The organism is Gordonia sp. NPDC003424 (assembly GCF_053588655.1).
Window position 1 is genome coordinate 550,872 of sequence record NZ_JBSFQJ010000001.1, and the last position, 18,394, is coordinate 569,265.

Annotated in this window: 16 protein-coding genes; 2 read left to right on the plus strand and 14 right to left on the minus strand. The window is 66.3% G+C overall.

Annotated elements, in window-relative coordinates:
- Window positions 1-18 precede the first annotated feature (18 nt).
- Complete coding sequence (locus tag ACWDTI_RS02470) at window positions 19-1,998, minus strand: OPT family oligopeptide transporter (protein WP_449736436.1); 1,980 nt, start codon at window positions 1,996-1,998, stop codon at window positions 19-21.
- Between the two features lie 295 nt (window positions 1,999-2,293).
- Here ACWDTI_RS02470 and ACWDTI_RS02475 point away from each other — a divergent pair, with 295 nt between their 5' ends.
- Window positions 2,294-3,460 (plus strand): lipase family protein, encoded by a 1,167-nt coding sequence (locus ACWDTI_RS02475; protein WP_449736437.1) that lies wholly within the window; start codon window positions 2,294-2,296, stop codon window positions 3,458-3,460.
- Between the two features lie 166 nt (window positions 3,461-3,626).
- Here the strand turns inward: ACWDTI_RS02475 and ACWDTI_RS02480 are convergent, their stop codons facing one another.
- Entirely contained in the window at window positions 3,627-4,334 is a 708-nt protein-coding gene (locus ACWDTI_RS02480; RefSeq protein ID WP_449736438.1) for a DsbA family oxidoreductase, read from the minus strand.
- Between the two features lie 144 nt (window positions 4,335-4,478).
- Here ACWDTI_RS02480 and ACWDTI_RS02485 point away from each other — a divergent pair, with 144 nt between their 5' ends.
- The gene (locus ACWDTI_RS02485) at window positions 4,479-4,904 is read left to right on the plus strand and encodes a MarR family winged helix-turn-helix transcriptional regulator (protein WP_449736439.1); all 426 of its coding nucleotides are present in this window, start codon (window positions 4,479-4,481) and stop codon (window positions 4,902-4,904) included.
- Between the two features lie 109 nt (window positions 4,905-5,013).
- On the opposite strand, the gene ACWDTI_RS02490 is transcribed toward ACWDTI_RS02485, so the two are convergent.
- The 12 genes from ACWDTI_RS02490 to ACWDTI_RS02545 form a co-directional block, all read right to left on the minus strand.
- Entirely contained in the window at window positions 5,014-6,204 is a 1,191-nt protein-coding gene (locus ACWDTI_RS02490; protein ID WP_449736440.1) for an NAD(P)/FAD-dependent oxidoreductase, read from the minus strand.
- Window positions 6,204-7,541, minus strand: a complete 1,338-nt coding sequence (locus tag ACWDTI_RS02495; protein ID WP_449736441.1) for an FMN-binding glutamate synthase family protein — start codon at window positions 7,539-7,541, stop codon at window positions 6,204-6,206. Before ACWDTI_RS02495 ends, ACWDTI_RS02490 begins: the two co-directional genes overlap by 1 nt.
- A 450-nt stretch (window positions 7,542-7,991) precedes the next feature.
- Window positions 7,992-8,696 (minus strand): protein glxC, encoded by a 705-nt coding sequence (locus tag ACWDTI_RS02500; protein ID WP_449736442.1) that lies wholly within the window; start codon window positions 8,694-8,696, stop codon window positions 7,992-7,994.
- Window positions 8,684-9,580 carry a glutamine amidotransferase gene (locus ACWDTI_RS02505; RefSeq protein WP_449736443.1) on the minus strand — a complete coding sequence of 299 codons (897 nt, stop codon included), beginning with the start codon at window positions 9,578-9,580 and terminating at the stop codon, window positions 8,684-8,686. The genes ACWDTI_RS02500 and ACWDTI_RS02505 overlap by 13 nt, the downstream gene beginning before the upstream one ends.
- 39 nt (window positions 9,581-9,619) lie before the next feature.
- Window positions 9,620-10,966, minus strand: coding sequence for a type III glutamate--ammonia ligase (gene glnT, locus ACWDTI_RS02510; protein WP_449736444.1), 1,347 nt, complete (start codon window positions 10,964-10,966; stop codon window positions 9,620-9,622).
- A gap of 244 nt (window positions 10,967-11,210) precedes the next feature.
- The gene (locus ACWDTI_RS02515) at window positions 11,211-11,876 is read right to left on the minus strand and encodes a helix-turn-helix domain-containing protein (protein ID WP_449736445.1); all 666 of its coding nucleotides are present in this window, start codon (window positions 11,874-11,876) and stop codon (window positions 11,211-11,213) included.
- Window positions 11,877-11,943: 67 nt separating this feature from the next.
- The gene (locus tag ACWDTI_RS02520; RefSeq protein ID WP_449736446.1) at window positions 11,944-13,284 is read right to left on the minus strand and encodes an ammonium transporter; all 1,341 of its coding nucleotides are present in this window, start codon (window positions 13,282-13,284) and stop codon (window positions 11,944-11,946) included.
- Between the two features lie 38 nt (window positions 13,285-13,322).
- The gene (locus tag ACWDTI_RS02525; protein ID WP_449736447.1) at window positions 13,323-14,351 is read right to left on the minus strand and encodes a heme-dependent oxidative N-demethylase family protein; all 1,029 of its coding nucleotides are present in this window, start codon (window positions 14,349-14,351) and stop codon (window positions 13,323-13,325) included.
- Window positions 14,348-15,325: a PDR/VanB family oxidoreductase gene (locus tag ACWDTI_RS02530; RefSeq protein ID WP_449736448.1), complete on the minus strand. Its 978-nt coding sequence runs from the start codon at window positions 15,323-15,325 to the stop codon at window positions 14,348-14,350. Before ACWDTI_RS02530 ends, ACWDTI_RS02525 begins: the two co-directional genes overlap by 4 nt.
- 8 nt (window positions 15,326-15,333) lie before the next feature.
- Window positions 15,334-16,854 (minus strand): heme-dependent oxidative N-demethylase subunit alpha family protein, encoded by a 1,521-nt coding sequence (locus ACWDTI_RS02535; protein ID WP_449736449.1) that lies wholly within the window; start codon window positions 16,852-16,854, stop codon window positions 15,334-15,336.
- Window positions 16,851-17,840, minus strand: a complete 990-nt coding sequence (locus ACWDTI_RS02540) for a PDR/VanB family oxidoreductase (RefSeq protein ID WP_449736450.1) — start codon at window positions 17,838-17,840, stop codon at window positions 16,851-16,853. The genes ACWDTI_RS02535 and ACWDTI_RS02540 overlap by 4 nt, the downstream gene beginning before the upstream one ends.
- On the minus strand, window positions 17,837-18,394 hold the full coding sequence (locus ACWDTI_RS02545) for a dimethylamine monooxygenase subunit DmmA family protein (protein WP_449736451.1): 558 nt from the start codon (window positions 18,392-18,394) through the stop codon (window positions 17,837-17,839). The genes ACWDTI_RS02540 and ACWDTI_RS02545 overlap by 4 nt, the downstream gene beginning before the upstream one ends.

An 18,394-nucleotide genomic window follows, 5' to 3' on the forward strand; every position in this document is an offset into this window, starting at 1 on the left:
CCGAACCGTGCCCCGACGTCAGGGCCTGCTGCCTTCCCTCTGCGTCCACTTGTAGAGCCCGGCGGTGACGAGCACGAACGCCACCACGCCGAGGATCTCTGCCCCGGTCTCCCAGCCGTCGCCGACGATCGCGAGGATGTCGTCGCGTCCGGTCGCGGCGACGATGCCGGCGAAGACCACGTTCCACAGACTCTCGCCGACGATCAGGCCGGTCGCCAGCAGCACGCCCAGCCGCTTCTTGCGTTCGACGTTGCCGCCCGTTCGCTCCGCCCAGTGGTTGTACCAGCGGCCGATGAACGCGCCGATCGGGATGATGAGGGTCACCGCCATCGGCAGATACATGCCCATGCCGACGGCCAGCGGTGGCAGTCGGTAGCGGGTCGAATTCCGGCCCAGGAACTCGTCGATCGCGATGACGACCGCGCCGATGAGCGCGCCCGCACCGATCAGCGCCCAGTCGAGGTCGCCGCCGAACACACCCTGCGCGAGCGACGAGATGAGTCCCGCCTGCGGCGCCGCCAACGCGTCCTCGCCCGCGCCCGGTGCCCCGGCGAACCCGAACGCCGTCTGCATCAGCTGCAGGACCGGCGGGATCACCGCCGACCCGAACGCCACACCGATGATCAGGGCGACCTGCTGCTTCCACGGTGTCGCACCCACGAGCTGGCCGGTCTTGAGGTCCTGCAGGTTGTCGTTGGAGATCGTCGCGACACCGAACACGATCGCCGACGTGAACAGGGTGTAGGCGACCAGTGCGGCGGCCTCCTCGGAGGTGCTCTCGCCGAAGGTGATCTTGATGAGCACCGAGGCGGCCAGCACCACGATGATGCCGACGCCGGAGATCGGACTGTTCGACGACCCGATCAGACCGGCCATGTAACCGCAGACCGATGCGACGATCAGGCCGATCAGGAACACGAAGATGATGCTGACCGTGATGACGGCCCCCATGCTGCCGTGTAGCACCGTGTCGTGGGCGAAGTCCCACAGCATGAATCCGATCGGGATGAGCAACGCCACGATCACCCCGCCGACGATGGTGATCGGGATGTCCTGCTCGGTCAGGTCAACCTTGGTGCCGGCCTTCCGGGTCCGCGCCGACACCAGCGCCTCGGTGATGCCGCGGATGATCGGGCCGATGATCTTGAGCAGCGTCCAGATGGCCGCGATGGCGATCGCGCCCGCGCCGATGAACCGGACCTCGTTGCTGAAAGCCGAACTGACCACGTCGTCGATCGACCCGGAGCCCGGTACATCTCCCCACGTGCGGATCGGCAGCAGAATCCCGTAGGAGAGAACGAGTCCGACGAGCATCGCGATGCCGACGGTGACGCCGACCAGGTGGCCGACACCGATCAGCGAGAACAGCAGGCTGGCGCCGAACATCGTGCCGCCCGAACCGACACGGACGAAACCGCTGATCTCGGAGGCGATGACCTTGGTCTGCGTCGCGATCGAGAACAGGGCGGAGACCACGGCGCCGACGACGATGACCCGAAGACCGCGCTGATTCTCCTCGGCTCCCTGCGCGGTGTCACCGACCTTGAGCACCTCGGCCGCGGCCGCGCCTTCCGGATACGGCAGATCGGATCCGGTGACCAGGGCACGGCGCAACGGGATCGAGTACATGACGCCCAAGATGCCGCCGATGAGGCACACCGCGACCGTCGTCCAATACGGGAATCCGGTCCACCAGCCGATCATGATCAGGCCGGGCAACACGAAGATGATCGCCGAGAGCGTGCCGGCCGCCGACGCGATCGTCTGCACGATGTTGTTCTCGACGATGGAGTGATTGGCGAAGTACCGCAGGATCGCCATCGATATGACCGCGGCGGGGATCGCGGTGGCGAACGTCAGGCCGACCTTCAGTCCCAGATAGACGTTGGCGGCGGTGAACACCAGGGTGATCAGGCCGCCAAGGATGATGCCCCGGAGTGTGAGCTCGCGCAGGCTGGCAGCTGGTGCGCCTTTGAGCGGTGAACCTGTAGTGGACATCGTGGCGATCCCTTCACCGACCCGGTACAGCCGTTCATGGACGGTTCAACTCTAGGTAGGGGGTGCAGACTTTGCAGGGATTCGATACCACTCCGCAACGAGCAACCGCGGCGGCGTTCGCCGATCAAGCGGTCCTGTCCGCGAATTCGCCGGGGGTCTTCGGGGTTCGATGGAGGACTGGCCGCGTTGTCGTCGATGACGATGTCTCCGTCATCGCTCGCTACACGGCCTTGCCAGTCGCCCATCGTTCCACCGATTGCGCCGGATGAATCAACGGCACCACTAAGCTCGGGACATGCACATCTCTGCCGCGGTCGCGCCGTCGGAAGCGACGCTGCGACCAACCATGTTGGACTCACCGACCGCCGAGTTCCCGGTCTACCCGGACCTCGTCGACGACCTGGCCGGCGCATCCCGGTACCCGGATCCGACTGTGCAGCACACGATGGCGGTGGCCTCCGGTTACGCGTATTCCGATGCGTCGACGATGACCGCGATGATGGCTCGAATGGGGATGCTGGACAACAGATGTCTGCAGGCGACGTTCTCCGTGGACGCCATGTTCATCACATCGAGCGCCTATGTGGTGCAGAGCGCCGACGGGCGGGTGGTGATCCTCGCCTACCGCGGCACCAAACCCGCTGACGTGATCAGTTGGCTCGGAGATCTTGACGCACACCCCGATCAGATCGCTTTCCCGTTTCCGGGCCACGACGGCAAGACCTACGCGATTCATGGTGGCTTCTACCGAAACGTCCGCAGCACCCGCTACGTCATCATCCAGGCGCTCAAACGCGCCGCGAACGGCATGCCGATCGTGGAGCCGAATCCTGTTCGGGGCGAGGATGGTTTCCGAGAGGCCACCTCGGATCCGGATGACCCCGACGCCTCCGGCACGCTCGAGCCGATGTCCACGCTGTACGTGACCGGCCACAGTCTCGGCGGCGCGATGGCCGCCCTGATGGCAGTCATGCTCGCGACCGAACCGGAATACGTGAGCCGGTTCGCCGATGCGTTCCGCGGTACGTACACCTTCGGGCAGCCGATGGTGGGCGAGCCCGACTTCGCCACCGTCTGCCGCGCCGACGAATTCTTGCAGAACCGCACGATCCGATATGTGTACAGCAGGGATCCGGTGCCCCACCTCCCGCCGACAACCGTTGGCAAATTCGCCCATTTCGGGCAGGAGTACCGATTCGACGTGGAGAAGGGCTGGAGCGAGAACAGCGACAAACCGATCGCGCAGGATCGTGGGTTCCTGGGTCTGCTCGGGCTGCCGTTGTCGTTCGCCGCCCGCCAGATTCCCGTCCTCCGTGAGATTCCGTTCGAGTACTCCATCGACGATCACGGTCCGCACCACTACATCTCGGCACTCACACCGGAAGGAGTGCCGAACGAATTCGGCGACGCCCATCTGTACCGTCCCGAGGGGGGATATCACCCGGTGCCGGGGAGTGAGTGAGGGCGGGTGCCGAGGGAGTGAGTGAGGGGCGAATATAACTGCGGCGCAGCAGGTCGGCCACGACAACTATTGGTGCGACCGACCGCTCACACCGCATCTGTATCCGCTGCGGCACCGCACATCACCATGTGCGGCAGCCGACGTCAGTCGCGTGGCAGCGTGCAGGTCAATTCTGTGGCACCGCGCAACCATCGGGTCCACAGGCCGCCCCGTCCGCACCCACCGTCACGACCTGCTCTCCTGCCGCGAGTTCCAGTGCACGCGTGAAGGTTTCGACGGGTTGGGCACCGGAGACACCGTACTTTCCACCGAAGACGAAGAACGGCACACCACTGACGCCGAGGGCGGCGGCCTGCTGTTCGTCGCGCCGCACATCGTCGGCGTAGGCGTCGGAGTCGAGAACCGTTCGGACGGAGCGTTCGTCGAGGCCGGCGTCGACCGCCACTCCGACCAGCCGTTCGCGGTCACCGAACAGCGGCGCGTCGTCGGCGAAGTTGCCGGCATAGAGCGCGTCGAGAAGACTCTCCTGCTTCCCCTGCGCCAGGGCGAAATGCAGTAGGCGGTGCATGTCGAAGCTGCTGCCGTAGTCTCGCCCGCCCACCTTGTACGGCAGTCCCAGTTCGCCCGCCTGCGCGGCGATACCGCGCTCGTTGGCGAGGACCTGCTCGACGCCGATGCCGTATTTGCCCGCGATGTACTGTTCCACCGGGCCGGACATGTCGGACGGTACGGATGGATCGAGCTCGAAGGAGCGATGCACCACCACGACGTCGTCGCGCTGCGGGAAATCGCGCAACGCAGCCTCGAATCGACCTTTGCCCAGGTAGCAGAACGGGCAGTTGATGTCGGTCCAGATGTCGACGGTGACGGTCATCGTTGGGGTTCCTCTCCGTGGGTGCAGGTGGCGCGACCCACCACAGGATTCTGCAACGCCGTGTGGCTGTTTGTTTGTTCCGGCGGAGACGCGCGATGGGTACGCTGTCGTATCGACCGTCCACTCCGAGAAAGCGAGCGAAAGGTGACTTCGGACCCCATCACCGAACTCGAGGCCGAGTTGGTGGACATGTGGCGACGGGGACGTATCCAGTCACGCGAACGCTCCCGCGCGATCCATCCACGGGTGGACCCGACGTGTTATGCACTCCTGGCGCTGCTCACCCGCAACGACGCCGTGCCGATGTCCCAGCTCGTCAACGAGCTGGGACTCGAGAAGTCCACGCTGACCCGACAGATCGATTCCCTGGTGCGGCTCGACCTCGTCGAGCGTCAACCCGATCCGCAGGATGCGCGAGCGAGGCTCGTGGCCCTCACCGAACTCGGCCATGAGCGGATGGACGCCGTCCATGCGACAGCGCTGGCGGAATGGCGTGCACGGCTCTCCCGCTGGGAACCCGACGACGTGACCCGGCTGGCGCAACTCCTTCACCGTCTCGGCGAGACGTGATCGGACCGGTGTCGGCCCCCTCAGCGCATCTCCCCCGCCCCGACGTAAGGGAATCTGGTGGTCAGGAGGTCGCCGTCGGCGAAGCGTGATCGGACCGGCGTCGGCCCCCTCAGCGCATCTCCCCCGCCCCGACGTAAGGGAACCTGGTGGTCAGGAGGTCGCCGTCGGCGAAGCGTGAGAGGCGGAAGTCGGTTTCCGGTATCCGTGGATCGCTCGAGCGCCCGTCGACAACGAGATCGGCGGCCAGGCGCCCGACCGCCGGCGAGATCTTGAACCCGTGTCCACTGAAACCGGCTGTGACGATCAGTCCGTCGAGCGGCGTGCGCGAGATCACCGGGTTCCAATCCGGGGTGACGTCGTAGCAACCCGCATAGCTGCTGCTGATCGACGCGTTCTCCAGGGCCGGGAACCGGGTGCCGACCTTGTCGACGGTGAGGTCGATGAACGACTCGGTGGCACGGTTGAGATAGCCGTCCGGATCGGCGATCTCGAGTTCGGCCAGATCGGAGTTGCCGAACAGGATCTCGCCGTTCACATCGGGCCGAACGTACTGCAGCGACACCAGGTCCGAGAACACCGGGACGGCACCGAGATCGGTTCCCGGGTCGATCATCACGATCTGTTCGCGGTGTACCCGGATCGGGATGTCGAGCCCGTACGGCGCGAGGAAGGGGCGCGTCCAGACCCCGGTCGCGACGACGACGGTGCCCGCGGAGATGGTTGTGCCGTCGGCGAGGGTGACGCCGGTGACCCGGTCGCCCTCGACAACCAGTCCGGTCACCTCCGTGCCCTGGCGCAGTCGCATCCCCGCCGCGCGTGCGGCACCGGAGAATGCTTGCGCCGTCTGATACGCGTCGCCGTAGCCGCCACGGGCCTCCCAGCCGAAGGCGGCGAACGGATCCAGGTCGGCCACCGGCCAGAGCCGGGCCACCTCGGATCTGTCGATCTCTTCGGTCTGGACCCCGACCTCACGTTGCGCGGCAAGCGATTTACGGAGGTTATCGACGTTCGGCTCACCCACGCCGACGACGTAGCCGGTCTGCCGGAAGCCGATGTCGACGCCGAAGATGTCCTCGGCCTTTTCGAACACCTCGAGTCCGACGGCGGCCATCGCCGCGAGCGAGCCGACCCCGTAGTGGCAGCGCACGATGCCCGACGACTTGCCGGTCATCCCGGCGCCGACGGTATCCCGTTCGACGACAACCACATCGGTGATGCCCCGTTCGCTCAGCGCCCAGGCGGTGGCGGCGCCTTCCAACCCGCCGCCGACGATGACGACGTCCGCGGTTTCGGTCGCCATCAGAATGCTCCGCTCACACCGGGAATCCACGATGTGCCGGCGAGCGGGACACGCGCCATGGCGGCGGATTCGATGGTCAGAGCCACGAGGTCTTCAGGCTCGAGGTGCTGTAGATGCGCCTTGCCGCATGCGCGGGCGATGGTCTGCGCTTCCATGGTGAGTACACGCAGATAGTTGGCGAGGCGGCGGCCACCCTCGATCGAATCGAAGCGGGCGGCGAGTTCCGGGTCCTGGGTGGTGATGCCGGCGGGGTCCCTGCCGTCCTGATAGTCGTCGTAGAACCCGGCCGCGCTGCCGATCTCGCGGTACTCGTCCTCGTGCTGGGGATCGTTGTCGCCCAACGCGATCAGCGCCGCACTGCCGATGGCGACGGCGTCGGCCCCCAGCGCCATCGCCTTGGCGACGTCGGCGCCGGTGCGGATGCCGCCGGACACGATCAGCTGCACCTTGCGATGCATGTCGAGTTCTTGCAGGGCCTGCACGGCCTGCGGGATCGCGGCCAGCGTCGGGATGCCGACGTGCTCGATGAACACCTCTTGCGTCGCTGCGGTTCCGCCCTGCATGCCGTCGACGACGACGACGTCCGCCCCGGCGTGGACGGCGAGCTTGACGTCGTAATAGGTACGGGTGGCGCCGACCTTGACGTAGATGGGCTTCTCCCAGTCGGTGATCTCGCGGAGTTCACCGATCTTGATGGCAAGGTCGTCGGGTCCGGTCCAGTCCGGGTGCCGTGACGCCGACCGCTGGTCGATGCCCTGCGGTAGGGTCCGCATCCCGGCCACGCGTTCGGAGATCTTCTGCCCCAGTAGCATTCCACCACCGCCGGGCTTGGCTCCCTGCCCCAGAACGACTTCGATGGCATCCGCCTTGCGGAGGTCGTCGGGGTTCATGCCGTACCGCGACGGGAGGTACTGGTAGACGAGGTGCTTGGACTGGCCGCGCTCCTCCGGGGTCATGCCGCCGTCGCCGGTGGTCGTCGAGGTGCCGACCTCCGATGCGCCGCGACCGAGCGCCTCCTTGGCACGGCCGGACAGTGCGCCGAACGACATACCGGCGATGGTGACCGGAATATCCAGGTGCAAAGGATATTTGGCGTTGCGGTCGCCGAGAATGACGTCGGTGCCGCAACGTTCGCGGTAGCCCTCGAGCGGATACCGCGACATCGACGCGCCGAGGAACAGCAGGTCGTCGAAATGCGGAACCTTGCGCTTGGCGCCGCCGCCGCGGATGTCGTAGATGCCGGTGGCTGCGGCGCGCTGGATCTCGGCGATCGCGGCGCGGTCGAAGGTCGCCGATTCACGCAGGCCACGTTGGCCGAGGGACAGGTTGTCGGTCATGGTGTTTCTCCGGGATTGTGTGAAAGTTGGTGTTGTGTGGGTTGATCCGGGTCTCGATGCGTTCACTCGCTAGCGCTCGCTCACTTACTCGACCAGCGGAGAACGGGTCTCGCTTCTCGTTGCTCGGATAGCATTCCCGCTGGTCGAGCGCATCGAGACCATCCGGCAGGAGATCTCGATGCGCGGGCTCGCAAGCTCGCACGCTTACTCGATCAGCGGCGAGGACTCTTCGAGTATGGCTCCCAGCCCCACCGCGGAACGGGCGCCCCGCTCCTCGTTGCTCGGTAGGCCGTGCGCATCGAGACCACGCGCCCTCCGCCGGTCGAGTACGCCCGGCGACGAAGGAGCCGAGCGCATCGAGACCTGCACTCCCCTCCGCCGGTCGAGTAAGCCCGGCGACGAAGGAGCCGTGCGCATCGAGACCCACGCACCCGCCCACCGAGTCGAATCTCAGTACGCGGCAGCGTTGTCGACGTGAAAGTGGTACAGCTCGCGCGCCGAGCCATAGCGGGTGTAGGCCTTCGGGTCGTCGTCCTTGAACCCCGCGGCCTTGAGCAGTCCGGCTAGCTCTTCGAGGTGCTCGTCGCGCATCGGTTTGGCGATGCAGTCGGCGCCCAGGGATTTGACGGTGCCGCGCACGTAGATCCGGGTTTCGTAGATGGAGTCGCCGAGCCCGTCGCCGACGTCGCCGCGGATGACCAGGCGACCGGCCTGGGCCATGAATGCGCTGTTGTGCCCGACGTTGCCGCCGACGACGATGTCGACTCCCTTCATCGAGATGCCGCAGCGCGCCGCCGCGTCACCCTCGATGACGAGCAGGCCGCCGTGCGCCGTGGCTCCCGCCGACTGCGATGCGTTGCCCTTGACGACGACGGTGCCGCTCATCATGTTCTCCGCGACACCGGTACCGGCGTTGCCCTCGATGACGACCTCCGCCTGCTGGTTCATGCCGGCGGCGTAATAGCCGACGTGGCCGTTGACGGTCACCTTGATGGGCGCGTTGAGTCCCACCGCGACGTTGTGTGCGCCGGCCGGATTGTCGATGGTGATCTCACCGGTGACCCCTGCGTCGGAGAAGCCCTGGTGCAGTGCGGCATTCACCTCCCGCAGCGGTGTGGTGGCGAGGTCGAAGTGGTTGGTGTTCAGCGAGTCCATGCGTAGACAACCTCCGGTTCCGGTTCCCAGATGCGGGCGTGTTCGACGCCGGGCAGGTGTGCCAGGGCGCGATATTCACTGGCCATAGCGACCCAGTCGTCGGTCTCGGCGATGACTGCGGGCTTGCAGGCGATGGCGTCTCGGACCACGGCGAAGGAGTCGCGGTTGGAGACCAGGAGTGTGTAGAACCCGTCGAAGGTGGTGCAGAGCTCTTTCAAGGCGGTCTCGACGTCGCGGCCGGCGGCGAGCTGCTGTGCGACGAACCGCGCACCCACCTCGGTGTCGTTCTCACTGTCGAATTCGATTCCCTGGGAACGGAGTTCACGTCGGATGGTGGCGTGGTTGGCGAACGACCCGTTGTGCACCAGGCATTGTTCAGGGCCGACGGCGTAGGGGTGAGCTCCCGACGGGGTGACGGCCGACTCGGTGGCCATGCGGGTGTGGCCGACTCCCTGCCATCCCGAAGCCGTTGCGAGTCCCCAGGATTCGCTGAGCTCTGTCGGGGTTCCGACACCCTTGAGAACGGTCAGGTCGGCGCCGAAGCCGGCCACGAGCGCGGTCGGGTACGCCGCGCGGGCGGCGACGAGCAGCTCGTCGGACGGCACCGGAGCGGACAGGACGAGAGTGTCGTCGACCCGCAGTGCCGCGACGTCGGTGCCGAGGATCGCGGTGACCGCGGCACTTGCGGTGGTGTGGTCGGCGTCGACACCGAGGAGGCTCACGCAGCCGTGGCCGGCCGGGGCCCAGTCGGCGTTGCCGTACACCGCGATACCTGCCGAATCGGCTCCCCGGTCCTGCATTTCACACAGCATCCCGGACAGCAGTGCTCCGAGTTGCGGGTAGAGTTCGGGGCTGCGCAGGTGCAGCCCGACGATTCCACACATTGGTGTTCCTTTGCTTGTCTGTGGTCGAAAGTGCTTGGGTCAGAAGGCGGTGAGGTATTGGTCGACCTCCCACGGCGATACGGCGGAGTGCCAGTCGAAGAACTCGTCCCGCTTGAGGTTGGAGAAGTACGCGGAGACGTTCGACGTGTCTTGCGGCCAGTCGTCGGGCATGGCGGCGTCGAGTACTCCGGTGATGATCGAGTCGGCGTCGAGCGCATCGACGGCGTGCAGCAGGGTGAGCGGGAGGTCCGCGACGTGTGCGGGGCCGGTGCCCAGTGCGCCGGGGTCGAGGCTGCGTTTGATGCCGTCCAGACCCGCACCGAGCGCCGCGGCGATGGCGAGGTAGGGGTTGGCCGAGCCGTCGCCGCCGCGCAGCTCCACCCGCTGCTCGTCGGGGATTCGGACGTAGTGTGTGCGGTCATTCCCACCGTAGGTCGCCTTGCGTGGCGCCCACGAGGCGCCCGAACGGGTGGCCGTGGCGCCGGTGCGCTTGTAGGAGTTGACCGTTGGTGCCATCACGGCCTGCAGCGCGCAGGCGTGCTCGAGCACTCCGCCGACGAAACCGTAGGCGGTCGGCGACAAGCCGAGGCCGCGCTCGTCCTCGCCCCCGGCCCCCGGGAACACCGGGCTGCCGGCCGAGGTCAGCGAAAGATGCAGGTGCAGGCCGGAACCGGTGCGTTCGGCGAACGGCTTGGGCATGAAGGTGGCGATCATGCCGCGTTCGGCGGCGATGGTGGAGAGCAGATACCGCAGGGTGACGACGCGGTCGGCAGTGGTCAGCGCGTCGGAGTAGGCGAAGTTCTGCTCGAACTGACCGTTGCCGTCCTCGTGATCGTTGGCATAGTTGCTCCAGCCGAGCTGGTTCATGGCGGTCGACACCGAGGTGAGGTGGTCGTACATGCGGGTCAGTCCGCGCACGTCGTAGCAGGGCTGTGACGAGTTGTCGGCGGCGTCCGCGGTCACCAGCGAGCCGTCCTCGGCGCGCTTCAGCAGGAAGTATTCGACCTCGGCGCCCACCCACGGCTCGAAACCCGCGTCGGCGGCCTGCGCGATCAGCGCCTTGAGGATGTTGCGTGGCGCGAACGGCCACGGGCGGCCTTCCACGTGCGGGTCGCAGTGGACGATCGCGAGTCCTTCCTTGATGAACGGGATCGGCAGGAAAGACGCGGGATCCGGGATGGCGATAAGGTCCGGGTCCTTGGGTTCCTGTCCCATCGCCCCGACCGCGTAGCCGGCGAATCCGACTCCGTTGGTGGCGAGTTCGTCGACGGCCTCCACCGGCACCAGCTTGGCGCAGGGCTTACCGCGAAGGTCGACGAACAGCGCGAGGATGAAGGTGGTCCCCGAGGCCGCACAGAGGTCGGCGAGGTCGTGGGTGTCGGTCATGATGAGTCTCCGCGTTGTGGGTGTCGAGATCAGTATGACTACTGATGTGAACTTTTGTCTACTAATAGTAGACACCCGCGTCATTACGGCAACGTTTCGGACGAGTGAGCGCTGAGTGTCGGCCAGCCCCTCAGAACCCCCGTTGACCCGTGGATGACCACGCCGCCCGAACAGGCGAAGAGACGACGAAACCGGCTGCACCGCAGCCGGTTTCGTCGATCGTCAATATCCGTAGAGCTCGTGGTCACGGCGATTCGTGGTTGTCCGGGTACGCGGTCACCGCGAGGAAACGGATCGGCAGGCGCACCAGATCCTGCGGCCCGTGGATGCCCTCGCCGTCGAGGAGCAGGCTGTCGCCGGGCCGCAGCGTGTAGGCAGCATTGCCGTGTCCGTAGACCATCACACCCTCGAGCATGTAGAGCAGCTCGGTGCCCGGATGCTGAAACAGCGGGAACACCTCACTGTCGTCGGTCAGGGTCACCAAGACCGGCTCGAGTCGCTTGTTCTGGCCGCGCAGCGCCCCCAGGAGCTCGTAGTGGTGGCCGACCCGCGTGCCGCGTCCGACGATGACCGACCCCTTGCCGGCCTCGGTGAAGACCGCTTCACGTTCGCTGTCGGCGCCGCGGAACAGTGAGGTGACCGGCACGTCGAGTCCCGCCGCCAATCTCGCGAGAGTGGACAGGCTGCAGGATGTCTGGGCATTCTCGATCTTCGACAACATCGCCTTTGAGATACCGACCTTGGCGGCCATGTCGGCAACCGACAGGCCGGCGTTGCGTCGCAACACCCGTACCTGATGGGCGATCGCGCGTTCGAGGTCGCCGCCACTGGGTGGCTCGCCGACGACCTCGCGTTGCACCGGAGCCGGATTGCCGTTGTCGCGAACGACGTTGACCGATTCGCTGCTCATGAGTGGGAGTCTACTCACGGGTTTCCTGACAGTAGACCTATCTGACCCGGGGCGTGCACGTCGCGCGTCAGGCCGTCGGGGCCTCTTCGGCGTAGGACCCTGTCGGCATCCGCGTCAGCATCGCCTCGGTGAGGCCCGACGCGTGGCCGACCCCGGCCGCCGGGATCTCGTACGCAGACTCTGCGTGGATCGTCGAGTCGAGTCCGGCGACCTCGGTCTCCTCGTCCACGCGCAGCCCGATCGTCCTGTCGAGCGCCTTGGCGATCAGGTAGGTCATCACGAACGAGAACGTACAGGTGATCACGATCCCGGCGAGCTCACGCCACAGGATGTCGAAACCGCCACCGAACAGGATGCCGGTCACTCCGGCCGGCGCGGATCCCGCGGCAAACAGCGCGATGCAGAGTGTGCCGACGATGCCGCCGATGCCGTGGACGACAAACGCATCCAGCGTGTCGTCGACCCGGAACCGGCTCTTGAAGCTCAGGAAGAACGCGACGACACCTGCGGCCAGAATGCCCACGGCCAGCGCCCCGAGCGGGGTGACGGTGTTGGCCGACGGGGTGATGCCCACGAGTCCGGCGATGGCACCCGTGATGGACCCCAGGGCGGTGACGTGACCTTCCCGCCAGCGTTCGATCATCCAGAAGCCCAGCATGCCGGCCCCTCCGGCCAACAGGGTGTTCAGAACGACGTACTGGGTCACGAAGTTCGCTCCGCCGGCACAGCTGCCGTTGAAACCGAACCACCCGAACCAGAGGATGCCACCGCCGAGCAGCACGATCGGCACGTTGTGAGGGCGTTCCATCCGCTTGCGGCGCGCGCCGAGGACCATCGCGAGCGCCAGAGCCGCGACGCCGGAATTCATGTGAACCGCAGTGCCACCGGCGAAGTCGTGGATCTTCAGCTTGTTCAGCAGGAACCCGCCGGAACCGGTGTCGGTATCGGCCGAGAACACCCAGTGCGCCACCGGGAAGTACACCAGGGTGAGCCAGACCGGCACGAACAGGAGCCAGGCCGAGAACTTCATCCGACCTGCCGCGCCGCTCGCCACGATGGCGACCGTGATGGCGGCGAACAGGATGAACCAGGCGGCGAGGTAGAGGACTTGCACACCACCCGACTCGTCGTCGGCGAGATGGTCGTTCAGGCCGAGGTAGTCCATCGGATTCCCGATGATCCCCCACCCATGCACCGACGACCCGGAGACCAGCCCGTAGCCGTAGAGGACGTAGATGACGCAGGTGATGCCGAGCGTGGCGAACACCATCGACATCATGTTGAGCACGTTGCGCGACCCCAGCATGCCCCCGTAGTAGAGGGCGAGGCCGGGAATCATGAGCACCAAGAATGCGAATGCGGCCAGCATCCATGACAGATCCGCATGCGCGGAAAGCGTGGCTTCCATGACAATCCTTCGATCGATCGGGTTGAGTGGGTGGGACGTCACTGTCCGCGGAGATAGGCGACGACGTCGCCGCGGTAGTCGAGAAAACCCTTGTAGGCGGCGATGTTCTCATCCAGCGTCTCGATGACCGTGGCCAGTTGCGAGGCCCATTCGGGGATCCGTCGGATCTCCTCCAGTGAAGCCATGAAGGTGCGGATGTTGAAGGTCACCGCGCCCGACATCGGTAGCCGCACAAAGTGTTCGAGCTCGATGCGCAGCCGCGCGCGGGCGAAGTCGCCATCCCGGACCATCGCCGGTACGTCGTCGTGCCATTCGGGGAGTTCTTCGAGACTGACATCGAGCTTGTGCGAATCCGATGCCGACAGTGTCCAATTCACGCGTCGGTACACCTGGTCGGCGGGTAACCGGCGCAGAAACTGTTCCGCTCGAGCGACCACCCCGTCGCGGATGAGTCCGGGTACGGGCGCGTGGATCTCGTACATGTCCATGCCGACGTCGAAGGACACCGACCATGCCGCGGCAAAGGTCACGAGTCCGGCATCGAAGTAGAGCCGGCCATCGCGTTCGACGACGAGGAGCAGGTCATCGGGGACCTCACGGGCGAGGAAGTCGAGTGGGCCGGCCGCAAGCGTGTCGCTATCGCCGAGGACGAACTCGGCGTCGGTGCCGAGAAGGTCATTGCGCCAACGGAATCGGCCGCCACCCAATTCGGTGAGATGCATGAGGTCGGGGTAGGCCAGATCGAGGTCGCGCAGGTAGTAGAGCAGCAGATCCCAGCACGCGAGTTCCATCCCCGGTCGGACCCGGAGCCGGGACGGGTCGGCGTCGAGGATGCGTCGACGGTCGGCCATGATGCTCGGGTATTCGGCGCCACCCAGGTCGACGAGATGGCGACCCCATTCGCCGCCACGGGTACGCCGGGGAATCCGCGCGGGCTCGACGTTGACGCTGTAGGAGAATTCCTCGAGCTCGTCCGGGAACGGCCAGGGCAGATTGGCGAGGTGATCGACCGGCTGTGCCAGGTAGGCGCGTGAGGTCGGGGTCGGCGGTTGCATGGCCAGGGTCATAGGTCCACCTCGAGGTCGTGGCCGCGCGATACGCAGCACAGCATGGAGTCACCGGCATGCTTCTCGTCCTCGTCGAGGACGAAGTCGCGATGGATGACGGTGCCGGAACGCACCGGGATACGACATTCACCACAGACCCCCTGCCGGCACAGATTCGGCACGGGCACACCGTGATCCAGCAGACGTTGGAGCAACGACACGCCGGCGGGGACGTCGAGGACGGCGCCATCGGCAAGAGTCACGGTGAACGGATCTCCGGGGTCCTGCCGCGGTGCGGTGAATCGTTCGAGGTGCACGCGGGCACTCGGCCAGCCGGCCGTTTCGGCCAGCGTCTGGTAGCCGTCGAGCAGCGGCGCGGGCCCGCATGCATATGCATGCGTGCCGAGCGGTTGTGCCGCAAGACGTTCGGTGAGCACGTCGAGGGTGTTATCGACGGTGGTCGCTTCGTACAGAGCGATCTCAGGATGCTCGGCGAGAGCTCTCAAATCCGCGAGATGCGCGGCGTGGCCGGGGCGGTAGGAGTAGACGATGTCGAGGCTGGTGCCCGAGCGAACCGCGGCGCGGGCATGGGACAGGATCGGTGTGACTCCGATGCCGCCGGCGATCAGCAGCGCGTGGCGCTGATCGAGCACCGGAGCGAACATCGAACGGGGACCTTCGATCTCGATGCTCGCCCCTTCGACGAGGTTGGTGTGCAACCATTCCGAGCCTCCCCCGGTTGCCTTGCGGAGCACCGAGATGCCGTACGAGTCGGGAAGCATGCCGTCGTCGACGAGGGAGTACGCGTTGCGTTTGTCGCCCGCGGTCACGATCAGGTGACTGCCGGGTTGATAGGGGGTCAACGGACTGTCCGCGGTGTCGGGCGCGAACCGGAAGTGGGTGATCTCGGGGGTCAGAGGTCTGACCTCGACCACGCGGACGGTCCGGATGCCGGTGAGATATCCGGGGTGCGGGTGTGCGGCAGTGATGGTCATCGGCTCCCTTACCCGACGTCGGCGGCGGACGCGAGAAAGCTTCCGCGCGTAGCTGAATGATGCGAATGGATCTCCAGGTGCCGGGAACAGCCGGGGCACTCCACGACATCGCCGGGCATACCCGTCACACGATAGGTGTCACGACAGTGCGCACAGTACAGCGGGAGATCGGAGGTGTCGGTGACAAAGGCGATCAGCTCGTCGGCGATGGCTCCTGCCGCTCGTGCCTGCGACAGCGCCACCAGAACGTCGTACTGCCCGCCGACGACCATGATCCGCGTGCCGGTGGTACAGAGCGCGAGAGCGTCGGCGAGCGAACGCCGATCGGTGTCCCGTTCCACTGTGTCGAGTACCAGCAACCGGGTCGGTGCGGCGGATTCGGCTGCCGCCACCCAGTTTCGTGACACGTGGCCGGTCTGTGGATGCTGCCCGGCGGCCACGATCAGAAAGGCCGACGCCGTCGGGTCCACCTTCTCCGGAATCGTCGGCCACCGCGGCAATCCCGGATGCGGCTCGGCCGACGCCGCGGTCGCGGCCGGGGGCACCGCCGCACGCAGCCAATCGGCAGCCCGGTTGCGGTACTTGATGATTCCCTTGTAGTCGGCCATGTCGTCGGGTAACCCGGCGAGCACCGCGGCGGTGCGCTGCCGCCACGACTCCACGGTGGCAAGGGTTTCGAGCGGCAACAGATGGGTTCGGATCAGGAACATGATCGCACCCGAATCGGGCAGCCGGATGAGATGCTGTACCTCGACACGCAGATGCACCAGCCGCCCGAACGTCTCGTCGTCGACGTGTTGGATCATCTCCCGGTCCGGTCCCCATTCGGGATAACGTTCAGTCGAGACGTCCAGTCGCCGCCCGATGGTCATCGTCCAGTTGGTGCGCCGGTAGGGCTGATGAGGCTGAAGCCTTTTCAGGAATTCGTGCGCCCTGGTGATCACGCCTTCCTTGCGGACACGCGGCACCGGGCCATGGATCTCGAGGAAGCTCATGCCGACGTCGAAGCCGAAGCTCCAGTCGGCGGCGAACGTGATCAGGCCGGCGTCGACGAACAGCTGTCCGTTGCGCTGGTCGAGCAGTGCGATGTCCTCTTGCACCTGAGTGGTGATGTACCGCAACGGTTCCTCGGGCAGGGTCGCCGCGTCGCCGTAGCGGAAGTCCTGCACGAGGCCGAGGATGTCGTTCTCCCACCGCCACGCGTCGCCGCCGGTCGAGGTCAATCGCATCTGGTTCGGGTTGGTGAGCGCCAGCTCCCGCATGATGGTGACCATGGCATCCCAGGCGGCCGGCCGCATATGCGGGAGTACGGCATGACGAGTGGGGTCCGCGTCGAGGATCGCTGCACGCTCGGCGAGTTCGTCGTGGTACTCGTCGTCGATGTCGATTACGGTCTCGCCCCACTGGCCGGCGGCGGTGACGACCGGGTGCGCGGCGGGTTCGACGTTGGTGCTGTAGCGGTACTGGTCGTCGATAAAGGGGAACGGAAAGCCTTCGACGAGAGAGCATTTGGTGGCGGTGACGGTCACAGCGGCAACTCCAGGACTTCTCCGGGCTCGGCCCGGGACACGCAGGGCATCAGGGCGGTACAGGCGTTCTTCTCCTCGTCACTGAGGTACAGGTCGCGATGGAGTGGCCGGCCTCCGGTGAGGGGGATCCGGCATTCCCCGCAGACACCTTGTCGGCAGCGGTTGGGGACGTCGATGTCGTTGTCCTCCAACGACTCCAGGAGGCTGGTTCCGGACGGAACCTCGACGAGTCGACCGGACTCGGTGAGCCGCACGGTGAACGGATCGCCGGCGTCGAGTGCATCGATACCGAAGCGCTCGAAATGAATCCGGGAATCCGGCCAGCCCGCGGCGGTGGCGGCCCCGACGACATGGTCGATCATCGCTGCCGGACCGCAGGTGTAGAGGTGGGTGCCGACGGGTTGCCCGGCGAGGGCGGCGCCGAGACGTTCGGTGAATGTCGCACGGTCGGTGAACAGTTCGGCCGACCCGCCCGTCAGCTCGACGACGTCGTGCACGTGTGCGGCAGCGCCCTCACGGAATGTGTAGAGCACCTGCATCTCCCGTCCCCACCGCCGGGCCGCGCGAGCGTGCGAGAGGATCGGCGTGATGCCGATTCCACCCGCGATGAGCAGATGCTTACGCGCACGGGCGATGGGCGCGAACGCGCTGCGCGGGAGGCCGACGCTGATGGTGTCGCCGATGCCGACCGACTCGTGCAGCCACACCGATCCCCCGCGCCCGGCGGGGACACGCAGGACCGACATGACGTACCCGGTCGGACGCGTCCCGTCGTTGGTCAGGCTGTAGGCGTTGGTGTGGGCCCCCGCGTGGACGACGAGATGACTGCCGGGGATGAAGCCGGGCAGTTCTCGGCCGTCGTCGGCGGCAAGGGTGAACGTGCGGATGTCCGGCGCCGGTTCGACGATCGAGGTGACGACGAGAGACATCAGCTCGGCGGGACGCGCGGCCACCGAGCTCGTCTCGTCGGGCGCGATGGCGGTCATGATTGTAGTTCCTTTGCGGGTTCTGCCCGGTGTCGGGTTTCGGCGTCGACCATGAATCCGAGGTACCGGCCGGTGCGGCGGGAGACGTGGTGATAGACCAGCAGGGTGCGTCCACACGCCGCGCAGTCGACGAGCTCGTCGACATCCGCGATCGCAACGGTGGTGGTGCCGCAATGCGAGCAGAAGATGTCGATCGGCCCGGCGCCACAGCAGACGACGAAGATCTCGTCATCCTCGAGACCGGCGGAGGTGGCGACACCGCGCAGCCGCAGACAGGCACCGGCGGGTCCGGCGAATCCGACCCGTAGGCCGACGGTCGCCGAGCCGATTCGTCGCCGGAGCTCGTCGACCGCATCGGCGACATCGTCGACCACGATTCGGGTCACCTCGGTACTTTCGCCGAACTCCCGCGTCCAACGGTCGACGACCGATTCGGCTGTGCGGCCCACGCCGACAACCACGCACGAACGCTCACCGAGATCTGGCAGGCGATCGGTCGTCGACGCCTCGGGACGCGCCCAGTCGGGAATGCTGGAGACCTCGATCTGGGACAT

Excerpts from the sequence above, each read along its gene's own strand:
- ACWDTI_RS02545 (WP_449736451.1), bottom strand. The coding sequence starts at position 18,394 with ATGTCCCAGATCGAGGTCTCCAGCATTCCCGACTGGGCGCGTCCCGAG.
- ACWDTI_RS02525 (WP_449736447.1), bottom strand. The coding sequence starts at position 14,351 with ATGACCCTGGCCATGCAACCGCCGACCCCGACCTCACGCGCCTACCTG.
- ACWDTI_RS02490 (WP_449736440.1), bottom strand. The coding sequence starts at position 6,204 with ATGGCGACCGAAACCGCGGACGTCGTCATCGTCGGCGGCGGGTTGGAA.
- ACWDTI_RS02470 (WP_449736436.1), bottom strand. The coding sequence starts at position 1,998 with ATGTCCACTACAGGTTCACCGCTCAAAGGCGCACCAGCTGCCAGCCTG.
- ACWDTI_RS02500 (WP_449736442.1), bottom strand. The coding sequence starts at position 8,696 with ATGGACTCGCTGAACACCAACCACTTCGACCTCGCCACCACACCGCTG.
- ACWDTI_RS02515 (WP_449736445.1), bottom strand. The coding sequence starts at position 11,876 with ATGAGCAGCGAATCGGTCAACGTCGTTCGCGACAACGGCAATCCGGCT.
- ACWDTI_RS02505 (WP_449736443.1), bottom strand. The coding sequence starts at position 9,580 with ATGTGTGGAATCGTCGGGCTGCACCTGCGCAGCCCCGAACTCTACCCG.
- ACWDTI_RS02480 (WP_449736438.1), bottom strand. The coding sequence starts at position 4,334 with ATGACCGTCACCGTCGACATCTGGACCGACATCAACTGCCCGTTCTGC.
- ACWDTI_RS02475 (WP_449736437.1), top strand. The coding sequence starts at position 2,294 with ATGCACATCTCTGCCGCGGTCGCGCCGTCGGAAGCGACGCTGCGACCA.
- ACWDTI_RS02530 (WP_449736448.1), bottom strand. The coding sequence starts at position 15,325 with ATGACCATCACTGCCGCACACCCGCACCCCGGATATCTCACCGGCATC.
- ACWDTI_RS02520 (WP_449736446.1), bottom strand. The coding sequence starts at position 13,284 with ATGGAAGCCACGCTTTCCGCGCATGCGGATCTGTCATGGATGCTGGCC.
- ACWDTI_RS02540 (WP_449736450.1), bottom strand. The coding sequence starts at position 17,840 with ATGACCGCCATCGCGCCCGACGAGACGAGCTCGGTGGCCGCGCGTCCC.
- glnT (WP_449736444.1), bottom strand. The coding sequence starts at position 10,966 with ATGACCGACACCCACGACCTCGCCGACCTCTGTGCGGCCTCGGGGACC.
- ACWDTI_RS02495 (WP_449736441.1), bottom strand. The coding sequence starts at position 7,541 with ATGACCGACAACCTGTCCCTCGGCCAACGTGGCCTGCGTGAATCGGCG.